The sequence below is a fragment of the Methylorubrum subtropicum genome (genome assembly GCF_038442325.1).
GTDB classification, from domain to species: Bacteria; Pseudomonadota; Alphaproteobacteria; order Rhizobiales; family Beijerinckiaceae; genus Methylobacterium; species Methylobacterium subtropicum.
In genome coordinates, this window is sequence record NZ_JBBXMW010000015.1 from 108,192 (window position 1) to 134,278 (window position 26,087).

At 71.0% G+C, this 26,087-nt stretch carries 22 protein-coding genes and 1 pseudogene; 15 read left to right on the forward strand and 8 right to left on the reverse strand.

What is annotated here, in order from left to right:
* Positions 1-214: 214 nt before the first annotated feature.
* The 3 genes from AAHG03_RS19695 to AAHG03_RS19705 all read left to right on the forward strand — a co-directional run bounded on the left by AAHG03_RS19695 (position 215) and on the right by AAHG03_RS19705 (position 12,261).
* A complete protein-coding gene (locus AAHG03_RS19695; RefSeq protein WP_342152598.1) occupies positions 215-9,595 on the forward strand; it encodes a beta strand repeat-containing protein in 9,381 nt (3,126 codons plus the stop codon).
* 250 nt (positions 9,596-9,845) lie between these two features.
* On the forward strand, positions 9,846-11,879 hold the full coding sequence (locus AAHG03_RS19700) for an O-linked N-acetylglucosamine transferase, SPINDLY family protein (RefSeq protein ID WP_342152599.1): 2,034 nt from the start codon (positions 9,846-9,848) through the stop codon (positions 11,877-11,879).
* Positions 11,880-11,997: 118 nt separating this feature from the next.
* The gene (locus AAHG03_RS19705; protein WP_342152600.1) at positions 11,998-12,261 is read left to right on the forward strand and encodes a hypothetical protein; all 264 of its coding nucleotides are present in this window, start codon (positions 11,998-12,000) and stop codon (positions 12,259-12,261) included.
* 10 nt (positions 12,262-12,271) lie between these two features.
* On the opposite strand, the gene AAHG03_RS19710 is transcribed toward AAHG03_RS19705, so the two are convergent.
* On the reverse strand, positions 12,272-12,529 hold the full coding sequence (locus tag AAHG03_RS19710) for a PilZ domain-containing protein (RefSeq protein WP_342152602.1): 258 nt from the start codon (positions 12,527-12,529) through the stop codon (positions 12,272-12,274).
* 204 nt (positions 12,530-12,733) lie between these two features.
* On the opposite strand from AAHG03_RS19710, the gene AAHG03_RS19715 reads away from it, so the two are divergent.
* A complete protein-coding gene (locus AAHG03_RS19715) occupies positions 12,734-13,015 on the forward strand; it encodes a hypothetical protein (RefSeq protein WP_342152603.1) in 282 nt (93 codons plus the stop codon).
* 14 nt (positions 13,016-13,029) lie between these two features.
* Positions 13,030-13,392 (forward strand): hypothetical protein, encoded by a 363-nt coding sequence (locus AAHG03_RS19720; RefSeq protein ID WP_342152605.1) that lies wholly within the window; start codon positions 13,030-13,032, stop codon positions 13,390-13,392.
* A 1-nt stretch (position 13,393) separates the two neighbouring features.
* On the opposite strand, the gene AAHG03_RS19725 is transcribed toward AAHG03_RS19720, so the two are convergent.
* From AAHG03_RS19725 to flgF, 5 genes are all read right to left on the reverse strand, one after another.
* A complete protein-coding gene (locus tag AAHG03_RS19725) occupies positions 13,394-13,837 on the reverse strand; it encodes a GNAT family N-acetyltransferase (RefSeq protein ID WP_342152607.1) in 444 nt (147 codons plus the stop codon).
* Between the two features lie 203 nt (positions 13,838-14,040).
* Positions 14,041-14,787 (reverse strand): flagellar basal body L-ring protein FlgH, encoded by a 747-nt coding sequence (gene flgH / locus AAHG03_RS19730; RefSeq protein WP_342152608.1) that lies wholly within the window; start codon positions 14,785-14,787, stop codon positions 14,041-14,043.
* A 25-nt stretch (positions 14,788-14,812) separates the two neighbouring features.
* Positions 14,813-15,871, reverse strand: a complete 1,059-nt coding sequence (flgA, locus tag AAHG03_RS19735) for a flagellar basal body P-ring formation chaperone FlgA (protein WP_342152610.1) — start codon at positions 15,869-15,871, stop codon at positions 14,813-14,815.
* Between the two features lie 14 nt (positions 15,872-15,885).
* Positions 15,886-16,677 carry a flagellar basal-body rod protein FlgG gene (gene flgG / locus AAHG03_RS19740; RefSeq protein ID WP_342152612.1) on the reverse strand — a complete coding sequence of 264 codons (792 nt, stop codon included), beginning with the start codon at positions 16,675-16,677 and terminating at the stop codon, positions 15,886-15,888.
* A gap of 38 nt (positions 16,678-16,715) precedes the next feature.
* Complete coding sequence (flgF, locus tag AAHG03_RS19745) at positions 16,716-17,456, reverse strand: flagellar basal-body rod protein FlgF (RefSeq protein WP_342152613.1); 741 nt, start codon at positions 17,454-17,456, stop codon at positions 16,716-16,718.
* Between the two features lie 258 nt (positions 17,457-17,714).
* Here flgF and fliL point away from each other — a divergent pair, with 258 nt between their 5' ends.
* From fliL to AAHG03_RS19775, 6 genes are all read left to right on the forward strand, one after another.
* Positions 17,715-18,227 carry a flagellar basal body-associated protein FliL gene (fliL, locus tag AAHG03_RS19750; RefSeq protein WP_342152614.1) on the forward strand — a complete coding sequence of 171 codons (513 nt, stop codon included), beginning with the start codon at positions 17,715-17,717 and terminating at the stop codon, positions 18,225-18,227.
* A complete protein-coding gene (gene fliM, locus AAHG03_RS19755; protein WP_342152615.1) occupies positions 18,224-19,438 on the forward strand; it encodes a flagellar motor switch protein FliM in 1,215 nt (404 codons plus the stop codon). Before fliL ends, fliM begins: the two co-directional genes overlap by 4 nt.
* 15 nt (positions 19,439-19,453) lie before the next feature.
* A complete protein-coding gene (locus AAHG03_RS19760; protein ID WP_342152616.1) occupies positions 19,454-19,930 on the forward strand; it encodes a DUF6468 domain-containing protein in 477 nt (158 codons plus the stop codon).
* The gene (locus tag AAHG03_RS19765) at positions 19,927-20,712 is read left to right on the forward strand and encodes a MotE family protein (RefSeq protein WP_342152617.1); all 786 of its coding nucleotides are present in this window, start codon (positions 19,927-19,929) and stop codon (positions 20,710-20,712) included. Before AAHG03_RS19760 ends, AAHG03_RS19765 begins: the two co-directional genes overlap by 4 nt.
* A gap of 94 nt (positions 20,713-20,806) precedes the next feature.
* Positions 20,807-21,436, forward strand: coding sequence for a DUF433 domain-containing protein (locus AAHG03_RS19770; RefSeq protein WP_342152618.1), 630 nt, complete (start codon positions 20,807-20,809; stop codon positions 21,434-21,436).
* Positions 21,433-21,849, forward strand: coding sequence for a DUF5615 family PIN-like protein (locus AAHG03_RS19775; RefSeq protein WP_342152619.1), 417 nt, complete (start codon positions 21,433-21,435; stop codon positions 21,847-21,849). The genes AAHG03_RS19770 and AAHG03_RS19775 overlap by 4 nt, the downstream gene beginning before the upstream one ends.
* 12 nt (positions 21,850-21,861) lie before the next feature.
* On the opposite strand, the gene AAHG03_RS19780 is transcribed toward AAHG03_RS19775, so the two are convergent.
* Positions 21,862-22,359 (reverse strand): glutathione peroxidase, encoded by a 498-nt coding sequence (locus AAHG03_RS19780; RefSeq protein ID WP_342152621.1) that lies wholly within the window; start codon positions 22,357-22,359, stop codon positions 21,862-21,864.
* 160 nt (positions 22,360-22,519) lie between these two features.
* On the opposite strand from AAHG03_RS19780, the gene AAHG03_RS19785 reads away from it, so the two are divergent.
* From AAHG03_RS19785 to AAHG03_RS19795, 3 genes are all read left to right on the forward strand, one after another.
* Positions 22,520-23,254: an invasion associated locus B family protein gene (locus AAHG03_RS19785; protein WP_342152623.1), complete on the forward strand. Its 735-nt coding sequence runs from the start codon at positions 22,520-22,522 to the stop codon at positions 23,252-23,254.
* A gap of 53 nt (positions 23,255-23,307) precedes the next feature.
* Positions 23,308-24,534, forward strand: a complete 1,227-nt coding sequence (locus AAHG03_RS19790; protein ID WP_342152625.1) for a lytic murein transglycosylase — start codon at positions 23,308-23,310, stop codon at positions 24,532-24,534.
* A 373-nt stretch (positions 24,535-24,907) separates the two neighbouring features.
* Positions 24,908-25,492: an NAD(P)H-dependent oxidoreductase gene (locus AAHG03_RS19795; protein ID WP_342152626.1), complete on the forward strand. Its 585-nt coding sequence runs from the start codon at positions 24,908-24,910 to the stop codon at positions 25,490-25,492.
* Between the two features lie 6 nt (positions 25,493-25,498).
* On the opposite strand, the gene AAHG03_RS19800 is transcribed toward AAHG03_RS19795, so the two are convergent.
* Positions 25,499-25,891 carry a GFA family protein gene (locus tag AAHG03_RS19800; protein ID WP_342152627.1) on the reverse strand — a complete coding sequence of 131 codons (393 nt, stop codon included), beginning with the start codon at positions 25,889-25,891 and terminating at the stop codon, positions 25,499-25,501.
* A 108-nt stretch (positions 25,892-25,999) separates the two neighbouring features.
* On the opposite strand from AAHG03_RS19800, the pseudogene AAHG03_RS19805 reads away from it, so the two are divergent.
* A pseudogene (locus AAHG03_RS19805) lies at positions 26,000-26,087 on the forward strand (IS5/IS1182 family transposase); the annotation flags it as partial.

Genomic DNA, 26,087 nt, shown 5'->3' on the forward strand with positions numbered 1-26,087 from the left:
AATGCGCTGAAAGGCCGGACGCGGGGGCAGACGTTTCGAGCGATCACCGCGGGCTCCATGAGCCCGGCGGAGACGCCCAGCGGCGCCACGCCCCGCGACCGGCCCGCCGACACCGACCCCTCCTTGAGACAATCGCCGCTCCGCCTCGTCCCGAACGAGGCGACGGATTACGCCGCCGACAGGTGGCAGCGCTTTTCGGGTGTTGGAGCGGACCGTGCCCTCGACGATTGCCAACCTGACCACCACCGAGATCATCGCGCTGTCGACGACGACGATCGCCGCGCTGACCACCACCGACATGGCGGACTTCGTCCCGACCCAGATCGCGGTGCTGACCTCGGCCCAGCTCGAAGCGCTGACCACGACCAACCTCGCGCGGATTAACGTCACGCAGATCGCGGGCCTCACGAGCGCCCAGCTCGACGCGCTCGACAACGCCCATCTGCAGGCGCTCACCTCGACGCAGATCGGCGCGCTCACCACGACCCAGCTCTCGGGCCTCCAGGCCAACGACGTCGGCGCGCTCACCACGACGCAGATCGACGCCCTCACGGCGGCCCAGCTCCCGAGCCTCACCGCGACCCAGTTCGGCGGCCTGACCTCGACCAGCCTCAACCGTCTGAACGCGACCCAGTTCGCGAGCCTGACCGCCGACCAGTTCGGCGCGCTGACCTCGACCAACCTGCTCGCCCTGAACGCGACCCAGTTCGGCCTCCTGAGCGCGACCCATATCAGCGGCCTGAACACCGCGGCCCTCCAGGCCCTGACCACGACCAGCCTCAACGGCCTGACCACGACCCAGATCGACGGCCTGACCGCGAGCCAGGTCAACAGCCTGACCTCGACCCAGATCGTCGGCCTCGCCAACGGCTCGCTCAACAGCCTGACCTCGACGCAGTTCGGCTACCTGAACGGCGCCTCGCTCGGGGCGCTCAGCACGACGCAGATCGCCGCCCTGACCGCCGCCTCGCTCAGCGGCTTCAAGCCGACCCAGCTCGACGCGCTCTCGACCGTGCAGCTCGGCGCGCTCACCAGCACCCAGCTCGGCGGCCTCTCGACCACGCAGATCGGCGGCTTCTCCTCGACCGACATCGGCGACTTCGACACGACTCAGCTCTCGGGCCTGACCAACGCGCAGGTCACCGCGCTCAAGGCGACGCAGCTCGGCGACCTCAGCTCGACCAACCTCGCCTCGCTCACCACCGATCAGCTCAACGCGCTCACCACGACCAATCTCGGCTCGCTGGCGCCGGCGCAGCTCGGCGGCCTGACCTCGACCAAGCTCGGCGGCCTCACCTCCACCCTGCTCACCGGCCTCAAGGCGGCCCAGGTCTCCGCGCTGACCACGACGCAGATCGACGGCCTGACCACGACGCAGCTCTCCAGCTTCACCGCGACCCAGATCGGCGCGCTCGACGGCACGCAGTTCGCGAGCCTGGACGCGACCCAGCTCAACGGCCTGACCACCGCTCAGATCGGCAACCTGACCACGACCTCGCTCGGCTACCTGAGCACCACCCAGGTCACGGCGCTCAACACCACCGCGCTCAGCGGCTTCAAGCCGACCCAGCTCGACGCGCTCTCGACCGCGCAGATCGGCGCGCTCACCAGCGTCCAGCTCGGCGGCCTCTCGACCACGCAGATCGGCGGCTTCTCCTCGACCGATATCGGCGACTTCGACACCACCCAGCTCTCGGGCCTGACCGCCGCGCAGGTCGGCGCGCTGCGGGCGACGCAGCTCGGCGACCTGACCTCGACCATGGTCGGCGGCCTCACCGTCGCCCAGCTCAACGCCTTCACCACGACCGCGCTCGGCTCGCTCTCCTCGACGCAGCTCGGCGGCTTGACCTCGACCAAGGTCGGCGCCCTCACCACCACGTCGCTCACCGGCCTGACCTCGACCCAGGTGCTGGGTCTCACCACCACCCAGATCGACGGCCTGACCACCACGCAGCTGTCGAACTTCACCGCGACCCAGCTCGCTGCCTTCGACGGGACGCAGTTCGCGAGCCTCGACGCGACGCAGGTCAACGGCCTGACCACCGGTCAGATCGGCGGCCTCACCACGACCTCGCTCGGCTACCTGACCACGACCCAGATCGCCGCGCTCAACGCCACCGCGCTCACCGGCTTCAAGCCGACCCAGCTCGACGCGCTCACCACCGTGCAGATCGGCGCGCTCACCAGCGTGCAGCTCGGCGGCCTGTCCACCGCGCAGATCGGCGGTTTCTCCTCGACCGACATCGGCGACTTCGACACCACCCAGCTCTCGGGCCTGACCACGGCTCAGGTCGCCGCCCTCAAGGGCACCCAGCTCGGCGACCTCAGCTCGACCAACCTCGCCTCGCTCACCACGACCCAGCTCAACGCGCTCACCACGGCAAGCCTCGGCTCGCTCACCTCGGCGCAGCTCGGCGGCCTGACCTCGACCAAGGTCGGCGCCCTCACCACCGCCTCGCTCACCGGGCTCACCGCGACCCAGGTGCTCGGCCTGACCACGACGCAGATCGACGGCCTCACCACCACGCAGCTCGCGAGCTTCAACGCGACCCAGCTCGCCGCCTTCGACGCGACGCAGGTCGGCAGCCTCGACACGACCCAGGTCAACGGCCTGACAGCGACCCAGATCGGCAACTTCACCGCCGACACGCTCGGCGCGCTGACGACGACCCAGATCACGGCGCTCGACAGCGCGGCGCTCGCCGCCTTCAAGCCGACGCAGCTCGACGCGCTGAGCGTCGCCCAGCTCGGGGCGCTCACCTCGGCGCAGCTCGGCGGCCTGACGACCACGCAGGTCGGCGGCTTCTCCTCGACCGATCTCGGCGGCCTGAACACCACCCAGCTCACCGGCCTCACCACCGTCCAGTTCACCGCGCTGAAGACGGCGCAGCTCGCCGGCCTCAGCTCGACCCAGCTCGGCGGCCTCACCACCACCCAGCTCAACGCGCTCACCACGAGCGGCCTCGGCTCGCTCACCACGGATCAGCTCAGCAGCCTGACCTCGACGAAGATCCGCGAGCTGAGCAGCACCCTGCTCGGCGGCCTGAAGACGACCCAGCTCGGAGCGCTGACCGCCGCCCAGGTGGGCGGGCTCACCGCCGACCAGCTCTCGGCCTTCACCGCGACCCAGCTCGGCGGCTTCGTCTCCACCCAGTTCCAGGCGCTGACCGCGACCCAGTTCGACGGCCTGACCGCGACCCAGTTCGGCGGCCTGACCACGACCTCGCTCGGCCTGCTGACCTCGACCCAGCTCGGCACCCTGAGCACGATCTCGCTCTCCGCCTTCCGGGCGACCCAGCTCGACGCGCTGACCTCGACCCAGCTCGACGGCCTGAAGAGCGACCAGCTCGGCAGCCTGACGACGACGCAGGTCGGCAGCTTCACCTCGACCGACCTGAACGAGTTCACCACGACCCAGCTCGCCGGCCTGACCACCGCCCAGGTGACCGCCCTGACGACGGCGCAGCTCGGCGGCCTGACCTCGCTCCAGCTCGCCGCGCTCGCCACCGAGCAGCTCAACGCGCTGACCACGACCGGTCTCGGTTCGCTCACGACGGTGCAGATCGGCGGCCTGACGGCCACGAAGCTGCCCGATCTCACCACCAACCTGCTCTCGGGCCTGAAGACCACCCAGCTCGCCGCGCTGACCGCCGCCCAGGTCGGCGGCCTGACCACCACGCAGCTGTCGAACCTCACCTCGAGCCAGCTCGCTGGCTTCGTCACCACGCAGTTCGCGGCCCTGTCCTCCGATCAGGTCAACGGCCTGACCGCGGCCCAGATCGGCGGCCTCAACACCACCTCGCTCGGCCTGCTGACCACGACGCAGATCGGCAACCTGAACAGCACGACGCTCGGCGCCTTCCGGGCGACGCAGCTCGACGCCCTGTCCGCGATCCAGCTCGGCGGCCTGACGAGCGACCAGCTCGGCGGCCTGACGACGACGCAGGTCGGCGGCTTCTCCTCCACCGACCTCACCGGCCTGACCACGGTCCAGCGCGCCGGCATCACTACCACCCAGATCGCCGCGCTGACGAGCGGGCAGCTCTCGGGCCTGACCTCGACCCAGCTCGGCGCGCTCGCGACCGAACAGCTCAACGCGCTCACCACGACCAATGTCGGGGCGCTGGCGACCACGCAGATCTCCGGCCTGACGGCGACGAAGATCGCCGATCTGTCCACCGGCCTGCTCTCGGGCCTCAAGACCACCCAGCTCGCCGCGCTGACCGCCCTCCAGGTCGGCGGGCTGACCACCACGCAGCTCTCGAACCTCGCCTCGTCCCAGCTCGCGGGGCTCGCCACGACCCAGGTCCAGGCCCTCAACGCGACCCAGCTCAACGGCCTGACCGCGACGCAGCTCGGCGGCCTCACCACGACCTCGCTCAACCTGCTGACGACGACGCAGCTCGGCACCCTGACCGCGACCTCGCTCGGCGCCCTGAAGGCAACCCAGCTCGACGCGCTCACCACCGTGCAGCTCGGCGGCCTGACGAGCGACCAGCTCGGCGGCCTGACGACCACGCAGATCGGCGGCTTCTCCTCGACCGACCTGCACGACCTGAGCACGACCCAGCTTTCGGGTTTCACCACGACCCAGCTCGCCGCCCTCCGGGTGACGCAGCTCGGCAACCTCACCTCGACCCAGCTCGGCGCGCTCTCGACCGAGCAGCTCAACGCCCTCACCACGACCGCCCTCGGCGCGCTCTCGACCGGCCAGATCGCCGGCCTGACGGCGACCAAGATCGCCGACCTCTCCACCGGCCAGATCGGCGGCTTCCGGACCACCCAGCTCGGCGCGCTGACCGCGACCCAGGTCGGCGGGCTGACCACCACGCAGTTGGCGAGCCTGTCCTCGACCCAGCTCGCGGGCTTCGTCACCACGCAGTTCGCCGCGCTCTCCGGCGATCAGCTCTCGGGGCTGACCGCGACGCAGATCGGGGGTCTCAACACGACCTCCCTCGGCCTGCTGACCACGACCCAGATCGCCAACCTGAACGCCACGACGCTCGGCGCCCTCAAGACGACGCAGCTCGACGCGCTCACCACCGTGCAGCTCGGCGCCCTGACCTCCGACCAGCTCGGCGGCCTCTCGACCACGCAGATCGGCGGGTTCTCCTCGACCGATCTCACCGGCCTGACCGCCCTCCAGCGCTCCGGCCTGACCGCCGACCAGATCGCGGCGCTCTCGACCGACCAGCTCTCCGGCCTGACCTCGACCCAGCTCGGCGCGCTGTCGAATGACCAGCTCAACGCGCTCACCACGAGCGGCCTCGGCTCGCTGACGACGACGCAGGTCGGCGGCATCGGCTCGTCCTCGATCGCCGCGCTGACCACCACGACGCTCGCCGGCCTGACCACGACCCAGCTCGGCGCGCTGACCGCCGATCAGGTCGGCGGCCTGACCACGACCCAGCTCTCGGCCCTCGCCTCGAGCCAGATCGCGGGCTTCGGCACGATCCAGTTCGCCGCGCTCACCAGCGATCAGCTCAACGGCCTGACCGCGACCCAGTACGGCGACCTGACCACGACCTCGCTCGCCCTGCTGAGCTCGGATCAGCTCGGCGACCTGAACGCGGCGGCGCTCGGCGGCTTCAAGGCGACGCAGCTCGACGCGCTCACCGCGGTCCAGCTCGGCGGCCTGACCTCCGACCAGCTCGGCGGCCTGACCACGACGCAGTTCGGCGGGTTCTCCTCGACCGATCTCGGCGGGCTGACCGACGCGCAGCTCTCCGGCCTCACCACGACCCAGCTCGGGGCGATCACCGCGACGCAGCTCTCCGGCCTGACCTCGTCCCAGCTCGGGGCGCTCACCACCGACCAGCTCAACGCGCTCACCACGACCGGCCTCGGGGCGATCTCGACGACGCAGATCGGCGGCCTCGACGCGACCGCCATCGGCAACCTCTCCACCACGACGCTCGCCGGCCTCACCACGACCCAGCTCGGCGCGCTGACCGACGATCAGGTCGGGGGCCTGACCACCACGCAGTTGTCGCGGCTCACCGCGACCCAGCTCGCGGGCTTCGGCACGGTCCAGCTCGCCGCGCTGAACGCGACCCAGCTCGACGGCCTGACCTCGACCCAGTACGGCGGCCTCACCACCACCTCGCTCGGCGCCCTGACCGCGACCCAGCTCGGCGACCTCAGCGCCACCGCGCTGAGCGGCTTCAGCGGGACCCAGCTCGACGCCCTGTCGGCGACCCAGCTCGGCGGCCTGACCTCGACGCAGCTCGGCGGCCTGACGACGACGCAGTTCGGCGGGTTCTCCTCGACCGACCTCGGCGACCTCACGAACGCCCAGCTCGCGGGCCTCACCACCGCGCAGGTCGCCGCGCTGAAGACCGCGCAGCTCTCCGGCCTCGCCTCGACCCAGCTCGGCGCGCTCTCGACCGAGCAGCTCAACGCGCTGACCACGACCGGCTTCGGCGCGATCACGACGGACCAGCTCTCGGGCCTGACCTCGACCAAGCTTTCCGACCTCACCACCACGGTGCTCGCCGGTCTACGGACAAGCCAGCTCGGCGCGCTGTCGGCCGATCAGGTCGGCGGTCTGACCACCACCCAGCTCTCGAACTTCTCCGCGACCCAGCTCGCCGGCTTCGGCAGCACCCAGTTCGGGGCGCTCACCGCGGACCAGCTCGACGGCCTCACCGCGACGCAGATCGGGGGCCTGACCGCGACCTCGATCGGCTACCTGACCGCCGACCAGCTCGGGGACCTCAGCGCCACGGCGCTGCGCGGCTTCAAGGCGACGCAGCTCGACGCGCTCACCGCGACCCAGCTCGGCGGCCTGACCTCCGACCAGCTCGGCGACCTGACCACGACGCAGATCGGCGGCTTCTCCGCCACCGACCTGCGGGGCCTGACCACCAGCCAGATCGGCGGCCTGTCCACGGACCAGCTCGGCGCGCTGACCAACACCCAGCTCGCCGGCCTGACCTCGACCCAGCTCGGCGCCCTGACGGCGACCCAGCTCGGCGGCCTCACCGCCGCCCAGCTCGGCTCGCTCGCCGCCGCCCAGTTCGGGGGCCTGTCCACCGCCGACATCGCGACGCTCTCCACCACGCAGGTCGCCGGCCTCAAGGCCAACCAGATCGGCGCGCTGACGACGACGCAGATCGGCGGCTTCACCACCACGCAGCTGGCGAATCTCGGGACCAGCCAGCTGGCCGGCCTCGGCAGCGCCCAGCTCGGCGCCCTCAGCGCGGCCCAGCTCAACGGTCTGACCCCCGGTCAGATCGGGGCGATGTCGACCCTGCAGCTCGGCGGGCTGACCACGACCCAGGTGGGCGCCCTGAACGCGACCGCGCTCGGCGGCCTCAAGGCGACGCAGCTCGACGCGCTCAACGTCACCCAACTCGGCGCCCTGACGGCGACCCAGCTCGGCCGCCTCACCTCGACGCAGTTCGCCGGCTTCGCCTCGGCCGACCTGCGCAACCTGACGACGGCGCAGTTCAGCGGCCTGACCACGACGCTGGTCGCCGGGCTGACCAACACCCAGCTCGCCGGCCTGACCTCGACCCAGGTCGGGGCCCTGACGACGGCCCAGCTCGGCGCGCTGACCTCCGCTCAGCTCGGCGCGCTCGCCACCGGCCAGCTCGGTGATCTCTCGACCACCGACATCGCCTCGCTCTCGACCGTCCAGGTCGGCGGCCTGAAGGCGCCGCAACTCGGCGCCCTGACGACCGCCCAGCTCGCCGGGCTCTCCACCGTCCAGCTCCAGCGGCTGAACGCGACCCAGCTCGCCGGCTTCAAGACGACCCAGATGGGCGCGCTCACCACGACCCAGCTCAACGGTCTGACCACGGCCCAGTTCGGCGCCCTGGCGAACGCCCAGCTCGGCGCGCTGTCCTCGACCCAGCTCGGACGCCTGACCACCACGGCGCTGACCGGCTTCAAGACGACCCAGCTCGACGCGCTGTCCTCGACCCAGCTCGGCGGCCTCACCGCCACCCAGCTCGGAAGCCTCTCGACCGCCCAGGTCCTCGGCTTCTCGGCGACCGACCTGAAGGGCCTGACCACGACCCAGCTCGGCGGTCTGACCTCGGCTCAGCTCGGCGCGATCACGACGGTGCAGCTCGGCGGCCTGACCGCGGCCCAGCTCGGCGCGCTCACCGCCCTCCAGCTCGACGGCCTGACCGCGACCCAGCTCGGCGCCCTCTCCACGGCGCAGATCGCGGGTCTGTCCACCACCGGCCTGACGAGCCTCAACGCGACCCAGCTCGCCGGCCTCAAGGGCGTGCAGATCGGCGCGCTCACCACGGTGCAGGTCGGCGCGATCTCCTCGGTCGCCATCGGCGCGCTCAACACGAGCCAGATGATCGGGCTCACCAGCACGCAGATCGGGGCGCTCTCGACCACGCAGGTCGACGGCCTGACCGCGAACCAGATCAAGGGTCTGACCACCAATCAGATCAAGGGTCTGACCGCGACCCAGCTCGGCAGCCTGTCCACGACCCAGCTCGCCAACCTCCGCCCGACCCAGCTCGCCGGGTTGACCACGACGCAGCTCGGCGGCCTCACCGCCACCGAGATCGCGGCCCTCACGACGACGCAGCTCGTCGGCTTCTCGGGCACCCAGCTCGACGCGCTGACGGCGACCCAGCTGCAGGCGCTCTCCACGGCGCAGCTCGGGGCGATCAACACGACGCAGATGAAGAGCCTGTCCGCCACCGACTTCGGCTCCCTCACCACGGGGCAGATCGGCGGGCTGACGGCGACGCAGCTGAAGAACCTCACCACCGTCCAGATCGGCGGCCTGACCGCGGCCGGCCTCGGCCGGCTGACGGCGACCCAGTTGGGCAACCTGACCGGCTCCCAGCTCAGCGCGATGTCGGCGACCCAGTTCGGCGGGCTGACCACCAGCCAGGTCGCCGGCCTGACGACGGCGCAGCTCGCGGGCCTCACCACGACGGACATCGCCGACCTGACGACGGTGCAGGTGCGCAGCCTGACCACGGGCCAGCTCGGCAGCTTCTCGACCAATCAGGTCAAGGGGCTGAGCTCCACCGACCTCGCCGCCCTGACGACGACGCAGATCGGCGGGTTCAAGTCCTCGCAGCTCGATGCGCTGACGGCGACCCAGCTCGGCGGCCTGACGACGAACCAGCTCGCGAGCCTCACGACGGCGCAGGTCAAGGGCTTCTCCTCGACCGACATCGCCGACCTGACCGCGACCCAGATCGCCGGGTTCACCGCAACGCTCCTCGGGGCGCTGACGACGACCCAGGTGAAGGGGCTGGCCTCCTCCGACATCGCGGCGCTCTCGACCACCCAGGTCGGCGGCCTGACCTCCTCCGAGATGTCGGTGCTGACAGCGACCCAGATCGGCGGCCTCACCTCCGCCCAGGTCGGGGTGCTGACGACGACCCAGGTCAAGGGCCTGTCCTCGACGGCGATCGCCGCCCTGACGACGACCCAGATCGACGGCCTGTCGGCGACGGTGATCCGCTCGCTCAGCAAGTCGCAGATCGCGGGCCTCAGCTCGGCGGACATCACCTCGCTGACCACGACCCAGGGCAGCGCCTTCACCACGACGCAGATCGCCGGGATGACCACCGCTCAGTCCGGCGCCCTCACCACCCTGCTCGCGGGCTGATCGAAACGCGACCCCGGCGCTCCGGCGCCGGGACGATCCGAGAGAATCCCGGCGCCGCCGGCCACGATCCGCACCGGGTCGCGGCCGGCGGCGTCGGCGTGTTCGCCCCGGCGAAACCTGCGGCGGCGCCGGCGAAACCAGTCGTTAACCATACTCTGACTTGATGAGGCGGGGTCCATCGAGATTCGCGCGCAACGTCCCGGAGAACGGACGCTCGGCGGAAGAGGTCGGTGACCCGGCGCACATCTCGTTGGCGGGCACGATCATGGCGGCGGACATCCAGGCGAACGAACTCCACGACCGCGAACTGGCGCGCATCCGCGCCGGCCAGCTCGACCTCGCCGGCCTGATCCACGCCACCGACGCGCTGAAGCAGGGCGGGCGGCCCGAGCTGACGATCGAGCTGTACAAGACCTGGATCGCGCTGAACCCCGACCATCCGCTGCTCTACGCGGCGATGTTCAACTACGGCATGGCCCTGTCCGACCAGAAGGACGTGACCGGCGCGGTCAACGTCCTGCGCGAGACCGTGCGGATCAACCCCGATTTCTACGCCGCGCGGATCAACCTCGGCAGCGCGCTCGAACGCCTCGGGCAGGTCGGCGCCGCGGTGACGGCGTGGAACGGCGTGGCGACCGGGCTGCCCGCGCTCACCGGCGAGAACCTCAACTTCAAGACCATCGCGCTCAAGCAGATCGGCCGGGTGCTGGAGACCTCCAACAGCGACGCGCTCGCCGAGGACACGCTGCGCCAGTCGCTGGAGCTGAACCCGCACCAGCCCGACGTGGTCCAGCACTGGATCGCCCTGCGCCAGCGCCAGTGCAAGTGGCCGCTGATCGCGGAATTCGGCACGATGAAGCGCGCCGATCTGGTGGCCGGCATCTCGCCGCTCTCGGCCGCCTGCTACACTGACGATCCGGTGTTCCTGCTGTCGAACTCGCACCGCTACTGCCGCACCTCGATCGGGCTGGCGCCCGATCCTGCCGACGCGCTGCCGCCGCTCGATCCGCGCAACCGCCGGCCCGGTCCCCTGCGCATCGGCTACGTCTCGTCGGACTTCCGCGAGCACGCCGTCGGCTTCTCGATGACCGAGGTGATGGAGAAGCACGACCGCACGGTCTGCGAGATCTTCGCCTATTACTGCGGCGTGCCGGCGGCCGACGCTACGCATCAGCGCACCAAGGCCGCGGTCGATCACTGGCACGACCTGACCGGCGTGAGCGACGCGGACGCTGCCCGGCTGATCCGTAGCCATGCCATCGACATCCTGATCGACCTCAACGGCTACACCAAGGACGCGCGCACCCGCGTCTTCGGCATGCGGCCCGCGCCCGTCTCGGTGAACTGGTTCGGCTTCCCCGGCTCGATGGCCTCGCCGTTCCACCACTACCTCATCGCCGACGACACGATTCTTCCGCGCGAGTTGGAGTACACGGTCTCGGAGAGCGTGCTGCGGCTGCCCTGCTACCAGCCGAACGACCGCCGCCGCACGGTCGCGGCCGAGCGCCCGACCCGGACCCAGCTCGGCCTGCCCGAGACCGGCTTCGTGTTCTGCTCGCTCAACGGCATGCAGAAGATCACCGAGCGGGTGTTCTCGCGCTGGATGTCGATCCTGGCGCAGGTGCCGGACAGCGTGCTGTGGCTGCTTACCGGCACCGACGAGACCAACGAGCGCCTGCGCCAAGCGGCGACCGCCCGCGGCGTCGCGGCCGAGCGGCTGGTCTTCGCCGACAAGCGGGCCAACCCCCACCACCTCGCCCGCTACCCGCTGGCGGACCTGTTCCTCGACACCTTCCCCTACGGTTCGCACACCACCGCCGCCGACGCCCTGTGGATGGGCGTGCCGGTGCTGACCCTGATGGGCCGTAGCTTCGCCGCCCGCGTCTGCGCCAGCCTCGTGCGGGCGGCGGGCATCGAGGAGATGATCTGCACCACGGGCGACGACTACGTCGCCCGCGCCGTCGCCTACGGCCGCGATCCGGGAAGCCTTCGCCCGACCCGCGAGCGGCTGATCGCCGGCCGCGACACCTGCCTCTTGTTCGACACGCCGCTGCTGGTGCGCCGCCTCGAAGGGCTCTACGCCCAGATGGCGCAGGCCGCCGCCAACGACGTGCTGCCGGTGCCGCGCCTGCGCGGGCTCGACCTCGCCCACACCTACGGCACCGGGCTCGACCTCACCGAGAGCGAGATCCTGTCCGACGACGCCTACCGCGCCCAATACGCCCGCCACCAGCGCGAGACGCAGGCGCTCTACGGTGAGGACGCGCTCGCCGCCATGCTGTGAGGGGAGGGGGCCGGCGCGCGGTCCGACCCGCGCGGTCGAGCCCGAGAAAAGTCCCGGCTGGCTTTCGCGAGCGACGCTCCTAGCTTTGGCAGGGACTCTCGTGCCTCAAGGAAAGTCCATGCCGTCGCGCTCCGCTGTGTTGGGTCTGGCCGCGTGGGCGCTTCTGGCCGGTTCGGCCCAGGCGCAGCAGCCGACGGGCCAGAACGAACTCGACTGCTCGCGGTTCAGCCGCAACCCGGACGGCTCGTGGAGCGTGAAGCAGCCGCTCGAACTCTTCACCGAAAGCGGCCGGGTCCGCATCATGCCCGGCCCGCCGTTCAAGCCCGGCGTCTCGCTCGGCGGGCTCGACATCGCCCGGACGCTCGAGGAGCAGTGCCGGTAGGCGCGACGCTCTAATTCTCGAACCGCGCCCCGATGGTCTCGTCGTCGCGCCAGACCACGCGGCAGACCGCGGCGTCGGGCAGGCAGGCGGCGCTGAGCAGAAAAACCTCCGGGATCGCCGCGGCGTCGGGCAGGGTGAGCCTCACGCCGCTCGCCGAGAGGTCGTGGACGAGGCAGCCGATCGTGGTGTGCTCGTCGAGCGCGATCTCGCCGCCCTCGCCGACCCGGTGGCGGGGCTCGATCCGTCGCTCTGTCCCTGCCGTCAGCATGGTCCGCCCGATCCGTTCTCCACGTCCGAAGGCTGGCAGCACGGTTTGAACGACGCGCTGACGGGTTCGCTCGAATTGCGCGCATCCCGCGCCTTTCCCGCGTCATCGGGATCGCGACATCGTGCGGAAACTCGGCCGGGGCGACCGGGATTGTTCGGAAACGAGGTGCGCGTCGCCGCCCCCCGGCATCCAAGGACACGTCCCATGCGTCTTCCGGTTCTCACCGCCGCATTCCTGACCGCCCTCGGCGCGGCCGGGGCCCAGGCCCAGCCCTATGGCAGCCCGCCCGGCCAGTTCCCGCCCGGCACGATCATCCAGCGCCAGCAGAACGTCACCGGCGGCGGCACCGATTACGTCATCGCCCCCGGCCCCACCGGCGCCGACACCATCACGACGAACTCGGCCGCGGGCGGCAATGCCGGCCAGCCGGAGCGGGCGATCCCGCAGGGCAGCGGCGGCGGCGGCACCGGCGGCTCGGCGCGCTGACCGGCGCCCCGCCGATGGCGTTCCGCTCCGAGACTCCGCCGCCCCCGGCCGACCGGGTTCCCGAGGCGCCCCCCGCCTCGGACGAGCCCACCCTCGCGCAGCTGAAGGCGCAGATCGACGCGGGCGCCACCGGCGACAAGGTCGCGGCCCACGATCCCGGCCTGTCGCCGCTCGGCACCGACGACGAGGCCGCGGGCCGCCCGCCCGAGGCGGCCCGCATCGGTCAGGCGCGCCGGCAGGAAACCACGCCGCGCCGCCGGCGCGCCGCCGGGATGGCGACCGGCCACGGCCGCAACCGCGGGGTGATGCCGCTCTATGTCGGGATCGTGCTGGCGGTGGCCGTGGTGATCGGCCTCGGCCTGTGGCTGGTGCGTTGACTCAGCCCTTCTTCCGCAACGGCCGGACGAACCCGCCGGGCCCTTCTGCAAAACCCGTGGCCCGGCAGAACGCGGCCAGTTCCGACGCCTCGGGCGGCGCCAGCACCTGAAGGCTGTCGCAGCCGGCCATCCGCGCGGCCTGCGAGGCGGATTTCAGGAGCTGGCGGCCGATCCCGCGGCGGCGGTCGTCGGGGGCGACGAGGAGCGTGGTGATCTGCGCCACCGGCGCGGCCTCGAACAGCGCCGGATACCAGTGCAGCACGACGATCCCGCTCGGCGGCCCCCATTCGAGCGCGAGCAGCGCCGTCCCGCTGCCGTGGCGCAGCCCGTCGAGCCGCCCGGCCAGTTCCGGCGCCGGCAGACCGGCGGACGCCAGCATCTCGGCGAGGCCGGGCGCGTCGGCGGCGGTGATGCCGCGGATTTCGAGGCCGTAACGGCTTCCCAACCGCATCTCCGATCGCTGCGACGGCGGATGCCGCGGGAGGCTCATCCCACCCCATCCCCTCATCCTGAGGTGCTGCGCGAAGCGCAGCCTCGAAGGAGGGCTCCAGTGGATCGCGCGGCTGGCTGGAGCCCTCCTTCGAGGCCCGCTCGCGCGGGCACCTCAGGATGAGGGAATTTGAGGGGACGGGCCCGTTCAAAAAGAACTCAGAACGGCAGCAGGATATCCACGAGCTGCTGGCCGTAGCGCGGCTGCTGCACGTCGGTGATCTGGCCGCGGCCGCCATAGGCGATGCGGGCCTGGGCGATCTTGGTGGAATCGATGGTGTTGTCGGATTCGATGTCCTCCGGTCGGACCACACCCGCGACGATCAGCTCGCGCACCTCGAAGTTGATGCGGATCTCCTGCTTGCCCTCGACCACGAGGTTGCCGTTGGGCAGCACCTGATTGACCACCGCGGCGATGTTGGTCGTCACCGTCTCGGCGCGCTGGACCGAGCCGGCGCCGTCGCTCGACGTGGTCGAGGTGCCGGTGATCAGCTTGTCCGGCGTGATGCCGGCCGCCGCCACCGCGGCGCTGTTCTCCAGGCCGAAGGCGTTGGGCAGGCCGAGCCCTTCCGCGTTCGAGCGGGACCGCTTGGTCTCGTTGTTGAGGTTGGCCTTGTCGGTGACGTTGACCTTCACGGTCAGCAGGTCGCCGATGCGGGCCGCGCGCTGGTCCTTGAAGAAGGCGCGCGAGCCCGTGCGCCACAGCGAGTTCGGCGCGTAGCTCACCGGCTGGATGTCCGGCATCGCCATCCGCACCGGCTTGTAACCCGGCTGGCTCGTCGGGTCCTCGATCGCCGAGAGGACGGGCGTGGCGCCGACCTGCGAAAGGCGGTCGGCGGTGTTGCAGGCGGCCAGCGGCGCGAGCGCCACGGCGGCGAGCAGCAGGCGGGAGAGGCGAGGGGCCATCGGGGGACGCCTTACGAACGGAAGATCAGTTGAGGCCGGCGCGCGGAGGCAGTGCGCTCGCCTGGAGGACGGGCTGGGGCGCCTGCGGGCTGACCGAGACGCGGCCGGGGCCGACGACGACGGCCTGGAGCACCTTCTTCGAGGCGCCGTTCGTCACCGCGACGCTGGCGCCCAGCCGCCCGGATTCGTTGGCGGTGCCGCGCATGGCGAGCGACACGCCGGCCGTCTCGAACACGATGGTGACCGCCTCGCCGCGGCCGACGAGATCGGGCGGGGCCACGTCGCCGGAGCGGAGCACCTGACCGGCACCGACCGGGCGCTGCGCCACCTGTCCGACCGCGAAGGTGGTGGCGGCGAGCGCGTCCACCGGCACCGTCTCGCGCGGGCGCCGCTCGGTCGCGAGGTCGGCGGCCGTCACCGCCTCGCCGCGGGCGAGGTTGCGGGTCAGGACGGCGACTTCGCGGATTTCGACCGCCACGCCCGAGACGCGCAGCGAGGCCTGCCGCTCGCCGAGCACGACGAGGCCGGCGACGCGGCGGTTGCGCGGATCGTAGGTGACATCGACCGCCGCGGCCGGGCCATCGAGGTCGAGCGGGGCGAGCAGGATCGGGGCCTCGCCGTCGAGGCGTACCGAGAGGGTCTTGGGGTCGAGCCCGTAGGCGGTCTCCAGCGTGCGCTTGAGCGCGGCCTCGATCTCCGGGGCACCGACGCGGCGGGCGGCGCGCTGCACGCTCACCTGCACCCGGCCGCCGGTCTCGATGCCGGTCAGGCCCAAAGCGGCGGCGGCCTCGACGATGCGGCGGGCCTGGATCGTGCCGACCGCACCGAGGCCGGGGGCGCGAAAAAGCTGCCGCGCGGCGAGGTCGGCGGGCGCCCCTTCCACGAGGTCGCCGAGGCTCAGCGTGTCGCCGCGCGCGGTCACGTCGCCGCGCAGTCGCAAGGTTTCGGCGGCCATCAGCGGGGCGGCGAACAAGGCCAGCATCGCGAAGGCGGCGACAGCGACGACCGTACGGCCGAACGCGCCGGGGGAGGGCGGCAGAACGGCGCGCTTCACGGGGCGGCGGATCGGCTTGAGGGCATGCATGACTCGAAGAATCCTCAGCCGCGGAACATCTGCGAGGTGGTGGAGAGCATCTGGTCGGCGGCCGTGACGACCTTCGAGTTCATCTCGTAGGCGCGCTGGGCCGCGATCAGCGACGAGATCTCGGTGACGGCGTTGACGTTGGCCTCTTCGAGGTAGCTCTGCTGCAGATTGCCGAAGCCCTCCGAGCCCGGCAGGCCGGTGACCGCCGGCCCCGAGGCCGCGGTTTCGACGAACAGGTTGTCGCCGATCGATTCGAGGCCGACCTTGTTGACGAAGCGGGCCATCTGGAACTGGCCGAGCGCCTGGGGCGCGGTCTGGCCGGGGATCGTCGCCTGCACCGCGCCGGTGGCGCCGATGGTCACCGAGGTCGCGGTGTTCGGCACCGTGATGCCGGGATCGAGCAGGTAGCCGTCGCGGGTCACCATCTGCCCTTGCGCGTCGAGGTCGAACGAGCCGTCGCGGGTGTAGGCGGTGCGGCCGTCCGGCATGCGGACGCGGAAGAAGCCTTCGCCGCGGATGGCGACGTCGTAGTCCTTCTCCGTCATCGTCATCGTGCCCTGCGACATGACGCGGGCGGTCGAGACCGTTTTTACGCCCGAGCCCAGCGCCAAGCCGGCCGGGAGGATCGTATTCTGGTCCGAGGTCGAGGAGCCGGAGCGGCGCAGGTTCTGGTAGAGCAGGTCCTGGAAGTGGGCCTGCTGGCGCTTGTAGCCGGTGGTGCGCAGGTTCGCGATGTTGTTCGAGATGACCTGGACGTTGAGTTCCTGGGCCGCCATGCCGGTGGCGGCGGCGTAGAGGGCGCGCATTTCAGTGATCCCCTAAAGCAGGCTCATGCGCCAGCGCACTAAGCAACATCGGCGAGGCGACGGATCGCCGTGCCGCGCAGGTCGTCGAGGCGCGAGACGATGCTCGACACCATGGAATAGGTGCGGTTCACGTCCATCAGCCGGGTCATCTCGATCACCGGCTTGACGTTGGAGCGCTCCAGCGCGCCGGGCTCCAGCCGCCCCTCCGCACCCGCGGGCAGGGCCGGCGCCTCGGAGGAGAACAGGTTGGCGCCCTCGTTCTTCAGCGCCTGCGCGTCGGTGAAGCGCACGAGCCGGACGCGGCCGCGCACGCCGAGATTGGTCGAGACCGTGCCGTCGGGAGCGATGGTCAGCCCCGTCTCCTGCTGGCCGATGGTGATCGAGCCGCCGTCGCCCTGCACGGCGTAGCCGTCGGAAGTGACGAGGTTGCCCTGGGCATCGAGTTCGAAGGCGCCGTTGCGGGTGTAGCGCAGGCCCGAGGGCGTCTGCACCGCGAGGAAGGCGTCGCCGCGCACCGCCACATGCATCGGGTTGCCGTCCGGCTCGATCGGCCCCTGCGAGAGGTCGAGCGGCGTGCCCTGGTCGATGACGTAGGAGACGCGCCGGTCCTGGCGCTGGAAGCTGTCGGCGGAGGCCACCGGCATCAGGTATTCCTGAAACCGCGCCGAGCGGCCCTTGAAGCCGGTGGTCGAGACGTTGGCCATGTTGTTGGCGATGACGTCGAGCTCGCGGGCGAGCGCGGTCTGGGCGGAGACCCCGACGAAGAGCGCGTTCTGCATGGCTGGCCTCGGATGGCTGCGGCGGACGAAAAGCTTCACCGCATGGCCCGTGCCATCCTTCGGTTTTTCGTTTCTCCCAATCCCGTCAGTCGGTTGACCGAAATCCACCCCCCGGCGAGGCCGGACCGGGCGCGCCCGGCGGCAAGTCCGACCCGGCAAATTCTGCCCGGCTTAATCGGGCGTTAACCACGTCCGCCGACAACGGAAGCGGGGCCGGTGAAGCCCCGTCGCGCCACCCGTCCCGGTCCCGAGCATCCCATGGCCAAGAAGCCGAAGAAGGCGCCCGAGGCGGACGGCGAAGGCGGTGAGGCCGAAGCGCCGAAATCCAAGAAGAAGCTCATCGTCATCGTGGCCGTCGTGCTGCTGCTCGGCGGCGGGGGCGGCGGCTTCTTCATGATGAAGAAGAAGGCTGCGGCGGCCGCGGACGCCGAGCACGGCGCGCATGCGGAAGTGAAGATGCCGGCCGTCTTCGTCGATGTGCGCGACATGCTGGTCAACCTCAGCGCCGATGCCGGCCAGACCAAGGTCAGCACGCTCAAGCTGCGCATCGCGCTCGAACTCAAGGACGCCAAGGTCGAGTCCGAGGTGAAGCCCTTGATGCCGCGCGTCGAGGACGCGTTCCAGACGTATCTCCGCGAGATCCGCGCCAGCGATCTCGCCGGCTCCGCCGGGCTCTACCGCCTGCGCGAGGAGCTGTTGCGCCGCGTCAACATCGCGATCCATCCGGCCAAGGTCGAGGCGGTGCTGTTCAAGGACGTGATCGTCCAATGATGGGCCCCGAGGACGACCTCGACGACGATTGGGCGGCGGCCTTCGCCGAGCAGGGCGCCGAGGGCGGCGACGCGTCGCTCGCCGAGGAATGGGGCGCGGCCCTCGCCGAGCAGGGCACCACCAAGAGCGCCAGCGACGTCGCCGCCGAATGGGCGACGATGATCGAGGACGGGGAGACCGAGAACCTCCCCGAACTCGCCGGCAACGACCGCATCCTGAACCAGGACGAGATCGACGGCGTCCTCGGCTTTAGCTTACGCGAACTCTCCGCCTCCGGCGCGGGGGGCGTGCGCGCCATCGTCGATTCGGGCGTCGTCCAGTACGAACGCCTGCCGATGCTGGAAATCGTCTTCGACCGGATGATCCGGTTGTTGTCGACCAGCCTTCGCAACTTCTTCCAGGACAACGTCGAGGTGACCCTCGACAACATCACCTCGGTCCGGTTCGGCGACTACCTCAACGCGATTCCCCTGCCGACCCTGCTCGGCGTGTTCAAGGCCGACGTGTGGGAAGGCTCGGGCCTCGTCACGGTGGAGCAGACGCTCGCCTACTCGACCATGGACCTGCTGCTCGGCGGCAAGCGCGGCGGCTCGTCGAGCCGGCTCGACGGACGCCCGTTCACCACGATCGAGATGAGCCTCGTGCGCCGCCTCGTCGAGATCATCCTCACCGACCTCGAACTGTCGTTCCAGCCGCTCTCGCCGGTGCGGTTCGGCATCGACCGGATCGAGACCAACCCGCGCTTCGCCACCATCACGCGGCCCGGCAACGCCGCCATCCTGATCAGCCTCAAGCTCGACATGGACGGGCGCGGCGGCGGGATGCAGATCCTGTTCCCCTACGCGACCATCGAGCCGATCCGTGACCTGCTCATGCAGAGCTTCATGGGCGAGCGGCTCGGGCGCGATCAGGTGTGGGAGAGCCACCTCGCCACCGAGATCTGGCAGGCCGACATCGAGATGGAGGCGGTGCTGCACGAGGTGACGCTGCCGCTCAAGCGCGTGCTGAACCTCAAGGTCGGCGACACGCTGATGTTCGACCGCAAGCCCACCGACCTCATCACCGTCCGCTGCGGCGACTGGGCGCTGACGCAAGGCAGGATCGGCCGGATCGACGACGCCATCGCGGTGCAGGTCGCCCGGCCGCTGCGCCAGTCCCGCACCACGCTCCAGGCCTACGAGGCCTCGATGCAGAACCGCAACGACGGCTAGCAGCGCGGGCCCCCCATGACCTTCTTCGTGTCGTTCGCCGCCGATATCCTCGTCGCCATCCTGCTGGTGGCCACCATCGCCTCCTCGGTGCGGCTGTCGCGGCGCATCAGCAAGCTGAAGGCCGACGAGGCCTCGCTGCGCACCACCATCGGCGACCTCGTGGTGGCGAGCGCCACCGCGGAACGCGCCATCGCCGGCCTGCGCGCCACCCTCGACGAGTGCGACCGCACGCTCGCCGAGCGCCTCGGCACCGCCGAGCGCTACTCCGCCGACATCGCCGCCCATGTCGAGGCGGGCGAGAGCGTGATCGCCCGCATCGCGGCCATCGTGGGTCAAGCCCGCCCAGTCGCCACGGCGCCGGCCGCCCCCGCGCCGCGCCCGGTCGCCATCGAGGCCGCACCCGGCAACGGCGAGCGCGTCGGCGCCGCGCTCGCCGCTGCGCACGCCCTCTCCGAGCGCGCCCTCGACCGCCTGCGGGCCAGGGCCGCATGAAGCTCCCGGCGCGCCGCCTCGCCCGACTCGCGAGCCTGCCGACGCGTCCCCTCCGGCTGCGCCTGATCGACGCCGTGATCCTGGCGGCGGTCGGGCTTCTGGTGCTGAAGCTGACCGCCCTGATGGGCGAGGCGCCGCCCCCCGGCGCGCCGCTGCCCGATTTCGCCCGGGTGCTGGCCCATGCCCGCTCCGACTACACGCCCCCCGACCCGACCACGACCGGCTCGGTCTCCGCCCCCGAGAAGAAGGCCGAGCCCGGCCCGCCGCCGACCTACCAGCCGCCGGTGGCCGAGCCGGTCTCGCCGACCGAGCGGGCGCTGCTCGAAAAGCTCCAGGCCCGCCGCGACGCGCTCAAGCAGCGGCAGGACGCGCTCGATCTGCGCGAGCAGATGCTGAAGGACGCCGAGCGCAAGCTCGAATCCGGCGTCTCCGACCTCAAGGAGGCCGAGGAGAAGGCCGAGGCCGCGGGCGCCAAGAAGGGCGACGGCGAGAAGGCCGGCCTCAAGACCCTCGTCACGATGTACGAGACGATGAAGCCCAAGGACGCCGCCCGCGTCTTCGACCGGCTGAGCCTGGAGACGCTGGTGCCGATCGTGCTGGCGATGAACCCGCGCAAGATGGCCGAGGTGCTGGCCCTGATGGGCTCCGAACCGGCCGAACGCCTCACCGTGGCGCTGGCCAACCGCGCCCGCGGCCTCGACGCCCCGCAGACCGCCTCCGCCGCCCCGACCCTGCCGCCGGGCGAGCTGCCGGCGATCGATCCGGGGCCGAAGGGGCGTTGAGCGGCGAGGGCGATTGTAGGATCGCTCACTGGGATATATCTTCCCAGGCATGGGAAGCGTTTTGCAGAGCGGTGACGAAGCGGGCCCGGCCGGGATGCTGTCGCCGACGCAGGCCGCGTTCGTCGCCGATGTCGAGCCGCGGGACATCCACCGCGCCATCGACCGGAAGGTCTTGCCGGACCGGCTCTTCCTCCGCGGCGACGAGCGCCGCGTCGCGATCGAGGGCTGCCCCCTCGTCGCGTTCTACTACGGCAGCGCCAAGCGCCTGACCGCGGAGGAGCGCGTCGCCGCGATCCGCATCGTGGACACCCGCCTGCGGGCGGCGCCCTCGGACGAGCCTTGGTCGCGCTCGGCCGAAGACTGGATCGTGCGGGACGACCTCCTGCGGATCGACCTGTCGCCGTTCGTGGCGCGTGCGGCCGAGCGCTGGCGTCTCTACGGCGCGGCGCGGGCGATGGTGGTGTCTGACGAGGCGATCCTGTCGGGCGTCCCCGTCATCGCGGGCACCCGCATCCCGGTCCACGACGTGGCCGCCTCGCTCGCCGCGGGCCACGCACCGGAGCGCATCAGGGCGGCCTATCCCTCGCTGAGCCCGGCGCAGATCGAGCTGGCTGCCCTCTACGCCCGGGCGAACCCGCTTGCCGGACGCCCGCGGACTCGCCCGCTGCTGGAGGGCGCGCGCTTGGTCTCCGAGGACACCGTACCCCGCCGCCGGGCCGGATGAACCTGTTCATCGACGAATGCCTGAGCGACGATCTGACCCGGATGGCGCTCGATCGCGGCCATTGGGGCTCGACCAGCGTCATGCGTCGCGGCCTCTCGGGCACGCCCGATTGGCGGCTGCTGCCGATCCTGCTCGCCGAAGACCTCACTCTCGTCACCAAGAATTCGATCGATTTCCGTGGGCCGGCGGGCGCGCCCGGATCGAAGGGTCTCTATGCGGACCTCGACCTCCATGCCGGCCTGATCTGCCTGAACGGTCCGGTCGGGATGGACCTCGACCTGCAGAAGGAGCTGTTCGCGGTCGCCCTCGATCGTCTCGATGCGCTCGGCGGCGATCTGACCAACCGGGTTCTCGAAGTCAGCCTGGAGGACGACGCGATCCGCCTGCGCCTCTACGATCTGCCCCCGACCTGACGGGGAACGGGCCTATTCCGGCGCCGCCTCGTCCAGCGCCCGCTCGATCGCCTTCTCCATCGCCGCCGGCTTCGTCGCCGGGGCGAAGCGCTCGACGACGCGGCCGTCGCGGCCGATCAGGAACTTGGTGAAATTCCACTTGATCTTCTGCGTGCCGAGCAGGCCCGGCTTCTCCCGCTTCAGATCGACGTAGAGCGGGGCGGCGCCCGCGCCGTTGACCTCGATCTTGGCCAGCACCGGGAAGGTCACGTCGTAGGTGAGCGAGCAGAAGCGCTCGATCTCCTCGGCGTTGCCCGGCTCCTGTGCGCCGAACTGGTTGCAGGGGAGACCCAGCACCACGAGGCCGCGGCCGCGATAGCGCCGCCACAGCGTCTCCAGCCCCTGATACTGCGAGGTGAAGCCGCATTTCGAGGCGGTGTTGACCACGAGGAGGACCTTGCCGCGGTACTGCGACAGCGGATGCGGCCGGCCGCGCGCGTCGAGCGGGGCGTGCGCGAGGATGTCGCTCATGAGGCGGTCGCCTTCCCTTGCCGAATGTTCCCAAGTCGTCCCGGAGCGTATGTGCCGGATTTCATGGAACGATTCCAGGCTTGACCAGAATTCGGCGGGGGACATTGCATCCGGGCGCCCGCGAGGCTAGGCGGCCCGGACCATGTGCAGGAGTTCCGCGATGCCGTCCCCCTCCCGCAGGCCCGTGCCGCCCGTTTCGCAGCGGGCGCTGCTCCTCCTCGCCGGGCTGGCGTTCGGCCTCGGGTCGATGCCGGCGGCGCTCGCCCAGGACGGCGCGCCCGACACGTCCGAGGCCGCGCCGGAGGAGGCGCCCAAGCCCAAGCCGAAGCCGCGCCGGCCCCCGCCGAAGCCGAAGCCCGCGGAAGAGGCCAAGGAGACCAAGGAGCCCGCCGCCGGCGCCGGCACCGTGCTGGAGCCGGCCGCCGTCCCGTCCGGTCCGGCGCAATGGCCCGCGGGCGCCCGCTCGGTCAGCGAGAGCTACGGCGACTGGACCATGAACTGCACGCGGGAGGACAACCGCACCGATTGCGTCATCATCCAGTCCCAGGGCGACCGGCGCACCGGCAAGCGCCTGTTCAGCCTGGAGCTGAAGGTGCCGAAGGACGGGCGCACCGAGGGGCTGATCCTGATGCCGTTCGGCCTGCAGATCGAGCCCGGCGTGACGTTCAAGCTCGACGACCGCGGGCTCGGCAAGGGCGCGCCGTTCTCCTACTGCGTCGCCGACGGCTGCCTCGTGCCGATCAGCCTGCCGACGCTCGCCACCGACGCGATGAAGACCGCCCAGAACCTGACCGTGACGGCGGCCAAGCCCGACACCAAGGAGCCAACGGTCATCACCGTGCCGCTCACGGGCTTCGCCGCCGCCTTCGCCCGCTCGGCCGCCTTCGGCAGCTGAGGTACCAACGGGGGGCGGTGACGGGCCGCGCCCCCAAGGATGACGGGACACCGATGCGCCTGACCGCGACGCTTCTCCTGCCGCTCCTCGTGCTCCCGGCCGGCGCCGCGCGGGCGCAGGAGGCGCGGCCCGATTTCGAACAGTGCCTGGCGGGGCTCCAAACCCTCGCCGAGGAGCGCGGCGTGCCCGCGACCGCGCGTGAGGCGCTGAAGGAGATTTCCCCCGACCCGGCGGTGCTGCCCGCGACCCGGACGCAGGCCGAGTTCGTCCGGCCGGTCTGGGACTACATCGACGCCTCGGTGACGCCGGAGAAGATCGCGACCGGACAGGCGAAGCTCGCCGAGTGGTCGGACGTGCTCGGGCGGATCGAGACGGCCTACGGTGTCGATCGCCACGTGCTCGTCGCCTTCTGGGGCGTCGAATCCGGCTACGGCAGCGTGCTCGACGATCCCAGGATCGTGCGGCCGGTGATCCCGGCCCTCGCCACGCTCGCCTGCCAGGACGGGAGCCGCACCGCGTTCTGGCGCGACGAATTTTTGGGGGCGCTGACGATCCTTGCCAACGGCGACGCGGACGCCCAGCGCATGACCGGCTCCTGGGCCGGCGCCATGGGCCACACCCAGTTCATGCCGAGCGCCTACCTCAAGCACGCGGTCGATTTCGACGGCGACGGCAAGCGCGACATCTGGCGCTCGGTCCCCGACGCGCTCGCCTCGACCGCCAACTTCCTGAAGAGCTACGGTTGGCGATCCGGCGAGGGTTGGGGCCAGGAGGTCGCCCTTCCGGAGAACTTCGACTACCGGCTCGCCGACGAGACGACCGAGCGCAGTTTTTCGGAATGGGCGGCGCTCGGGCTGAAGCCCGCGGGCGGCAAGGCATTTCCGGAGGGGGCGGAGCGGCGGGCGACTCTGGTGGTGCCCGCGGGCGCGCGGGGGCCGGCCTTCCTGCTCGAGCCGAACTTCAAGGTGATCCTGCGCTACAACACGGCGCTCGCCTACGCGCTGACCGTCGCCCACCTCTCCGACCGTCTCGCGGGCGGCGCAGGCTTCGCCCGCGACTGGCCGCGGGGCGACCGGATGCTGACCAACGACGAGCGCACCGACCTCCAGACCCGCCTCGAAGCCCTTGGCCACCCGACCGGCGGCACCGACGGCAAGGTCGGCCCCAAGACCCGCGCGGCGATCCGCGCGTTCCAGTCCGCCCACGGCCTCGTGCCGGACGGCTACGCCGAGGCTGGTTTGTTGGAGAAGGTGAGGGCGGGTTCGCGAAAGCCGCAGTAAGCGCCTGCGCACAACGTGCGGGCCGGTCTTGCAATTCAGGCACGAAAGCCGATTATCCCGGGAGTGGGACGAGGGAGCGTGAACTCCCTCGCCCCTTTTCGGTGTGAGCCTTAGCCGATGCTAAAGCGGAGGATCAGAGACAAGCTGGTCCTCCGCACATGGCGGAACTTCACCGAAACGCGAAAGCGTGGAAAAAACCACACCATCGTCGCCTCCTGGGTCGTGACCGAGCGAAGCCGTCGCCCGCGGACGCCCGGCGGCTGACCGGGCGTGAGCCCTTGCCGGCTTGGCGCTTCCCGCGCGATCACGGCAGGCATCATCGCTGCCCAACTCCGAAATCTCGGTTAACGGAGCCCGCGAGGGAGCCCCGCCCATGCGCGTCCTGCTGGTGCATTGCCATCCCCGCCCCGACAGCTTTTCCGCGTCCCTGCGCACCACCGCCGTCGCCGCGCTCGAAGCCGCGGGCCACAAGGTCGAGACCGTCGATCTCTATTCCGAAAACTTCGATCCCCGGCTGAGCGGCGCGGAGCGCGGCGCCTACTACGACGAGGCGGCGATCCCGCCCGACATCGCCGGGCATGTCGCGGCCCTGCGGCGGGCCGAGATGCTGGTGCTGGTCTATCCGACGTGGTGGTTCGGGATGCCGGCGATGCTGAAAGGCTGGTTCGACCGGGTGTGGCGCCCGGGCGTCGCCTTCGCGCTCGGCGGCGCCCGCGTGCTGCAGCCGCGGCTCACGAACATCCGCCGGATCGCGGTGGTGACGACCTACGGCTCGCCGCGCTGGCTGCTCTGGCTCGTCGGCTGGCCGGACCGGCGCGTGGTGAGGCGGGGCATCTGCGTGCTCTGCGCCCCGCGCTGCCGGCTCGACTGGATCGCGCTCACCGGCATGGACGGCGTCACGCAAGGAGCGCGAGAACGCTTCGTGGGCCAAGTCCGCCGACGATTGGCGCGGCTGTAACGGGAATCAGCCCGGAAACCGCTCGAAGCGCGGCAGGTCGTGGGCGTGCTCCATCCAGGCGATGCGTTCGGCCACTTGGATATGAACCTGCGGCGGCATCGCCGCGGGATCGTCGAGGGTGCCGGTCTGCACGTCAATCATTCCCGGCAGCACCGTTTCGTTGACGTAGAACAGGCCCGTGCCGCAGCGACCGCAGAAGTGGCGCCGCCCGTGCTCGGACGAGGCGTAGACCGTGGGCTCGCCCTCGATGGTCACCTGTCCGGCCGGCACCATCGCCCAGCCGACCATCGGCGCGCCCGCATGGCGGCGGCAGTCGGAACAGTGGCACAGCGCGTTGTGCACCGGCTCGCCCCGCATCGTGTAGCGGATCGCCCCGCAATGGCAGCCTCCGGTCGGCATCGGCCTCTCCCCCTCGATTCGCGACGCCGGACCCTAGGCCGCGAACTCATAACGATTGGCACGGTTGCTCACGCTGATCGTTGGTCCTCCAGCCATGGAGGATCGTGAATGGCACGGTTTGATCTGACGGACGCGGAGTGGGCAGCGATCGAGCCGGTTCTGCCGACGGACGTGCGTGGCAAAGAACGGGCGGACG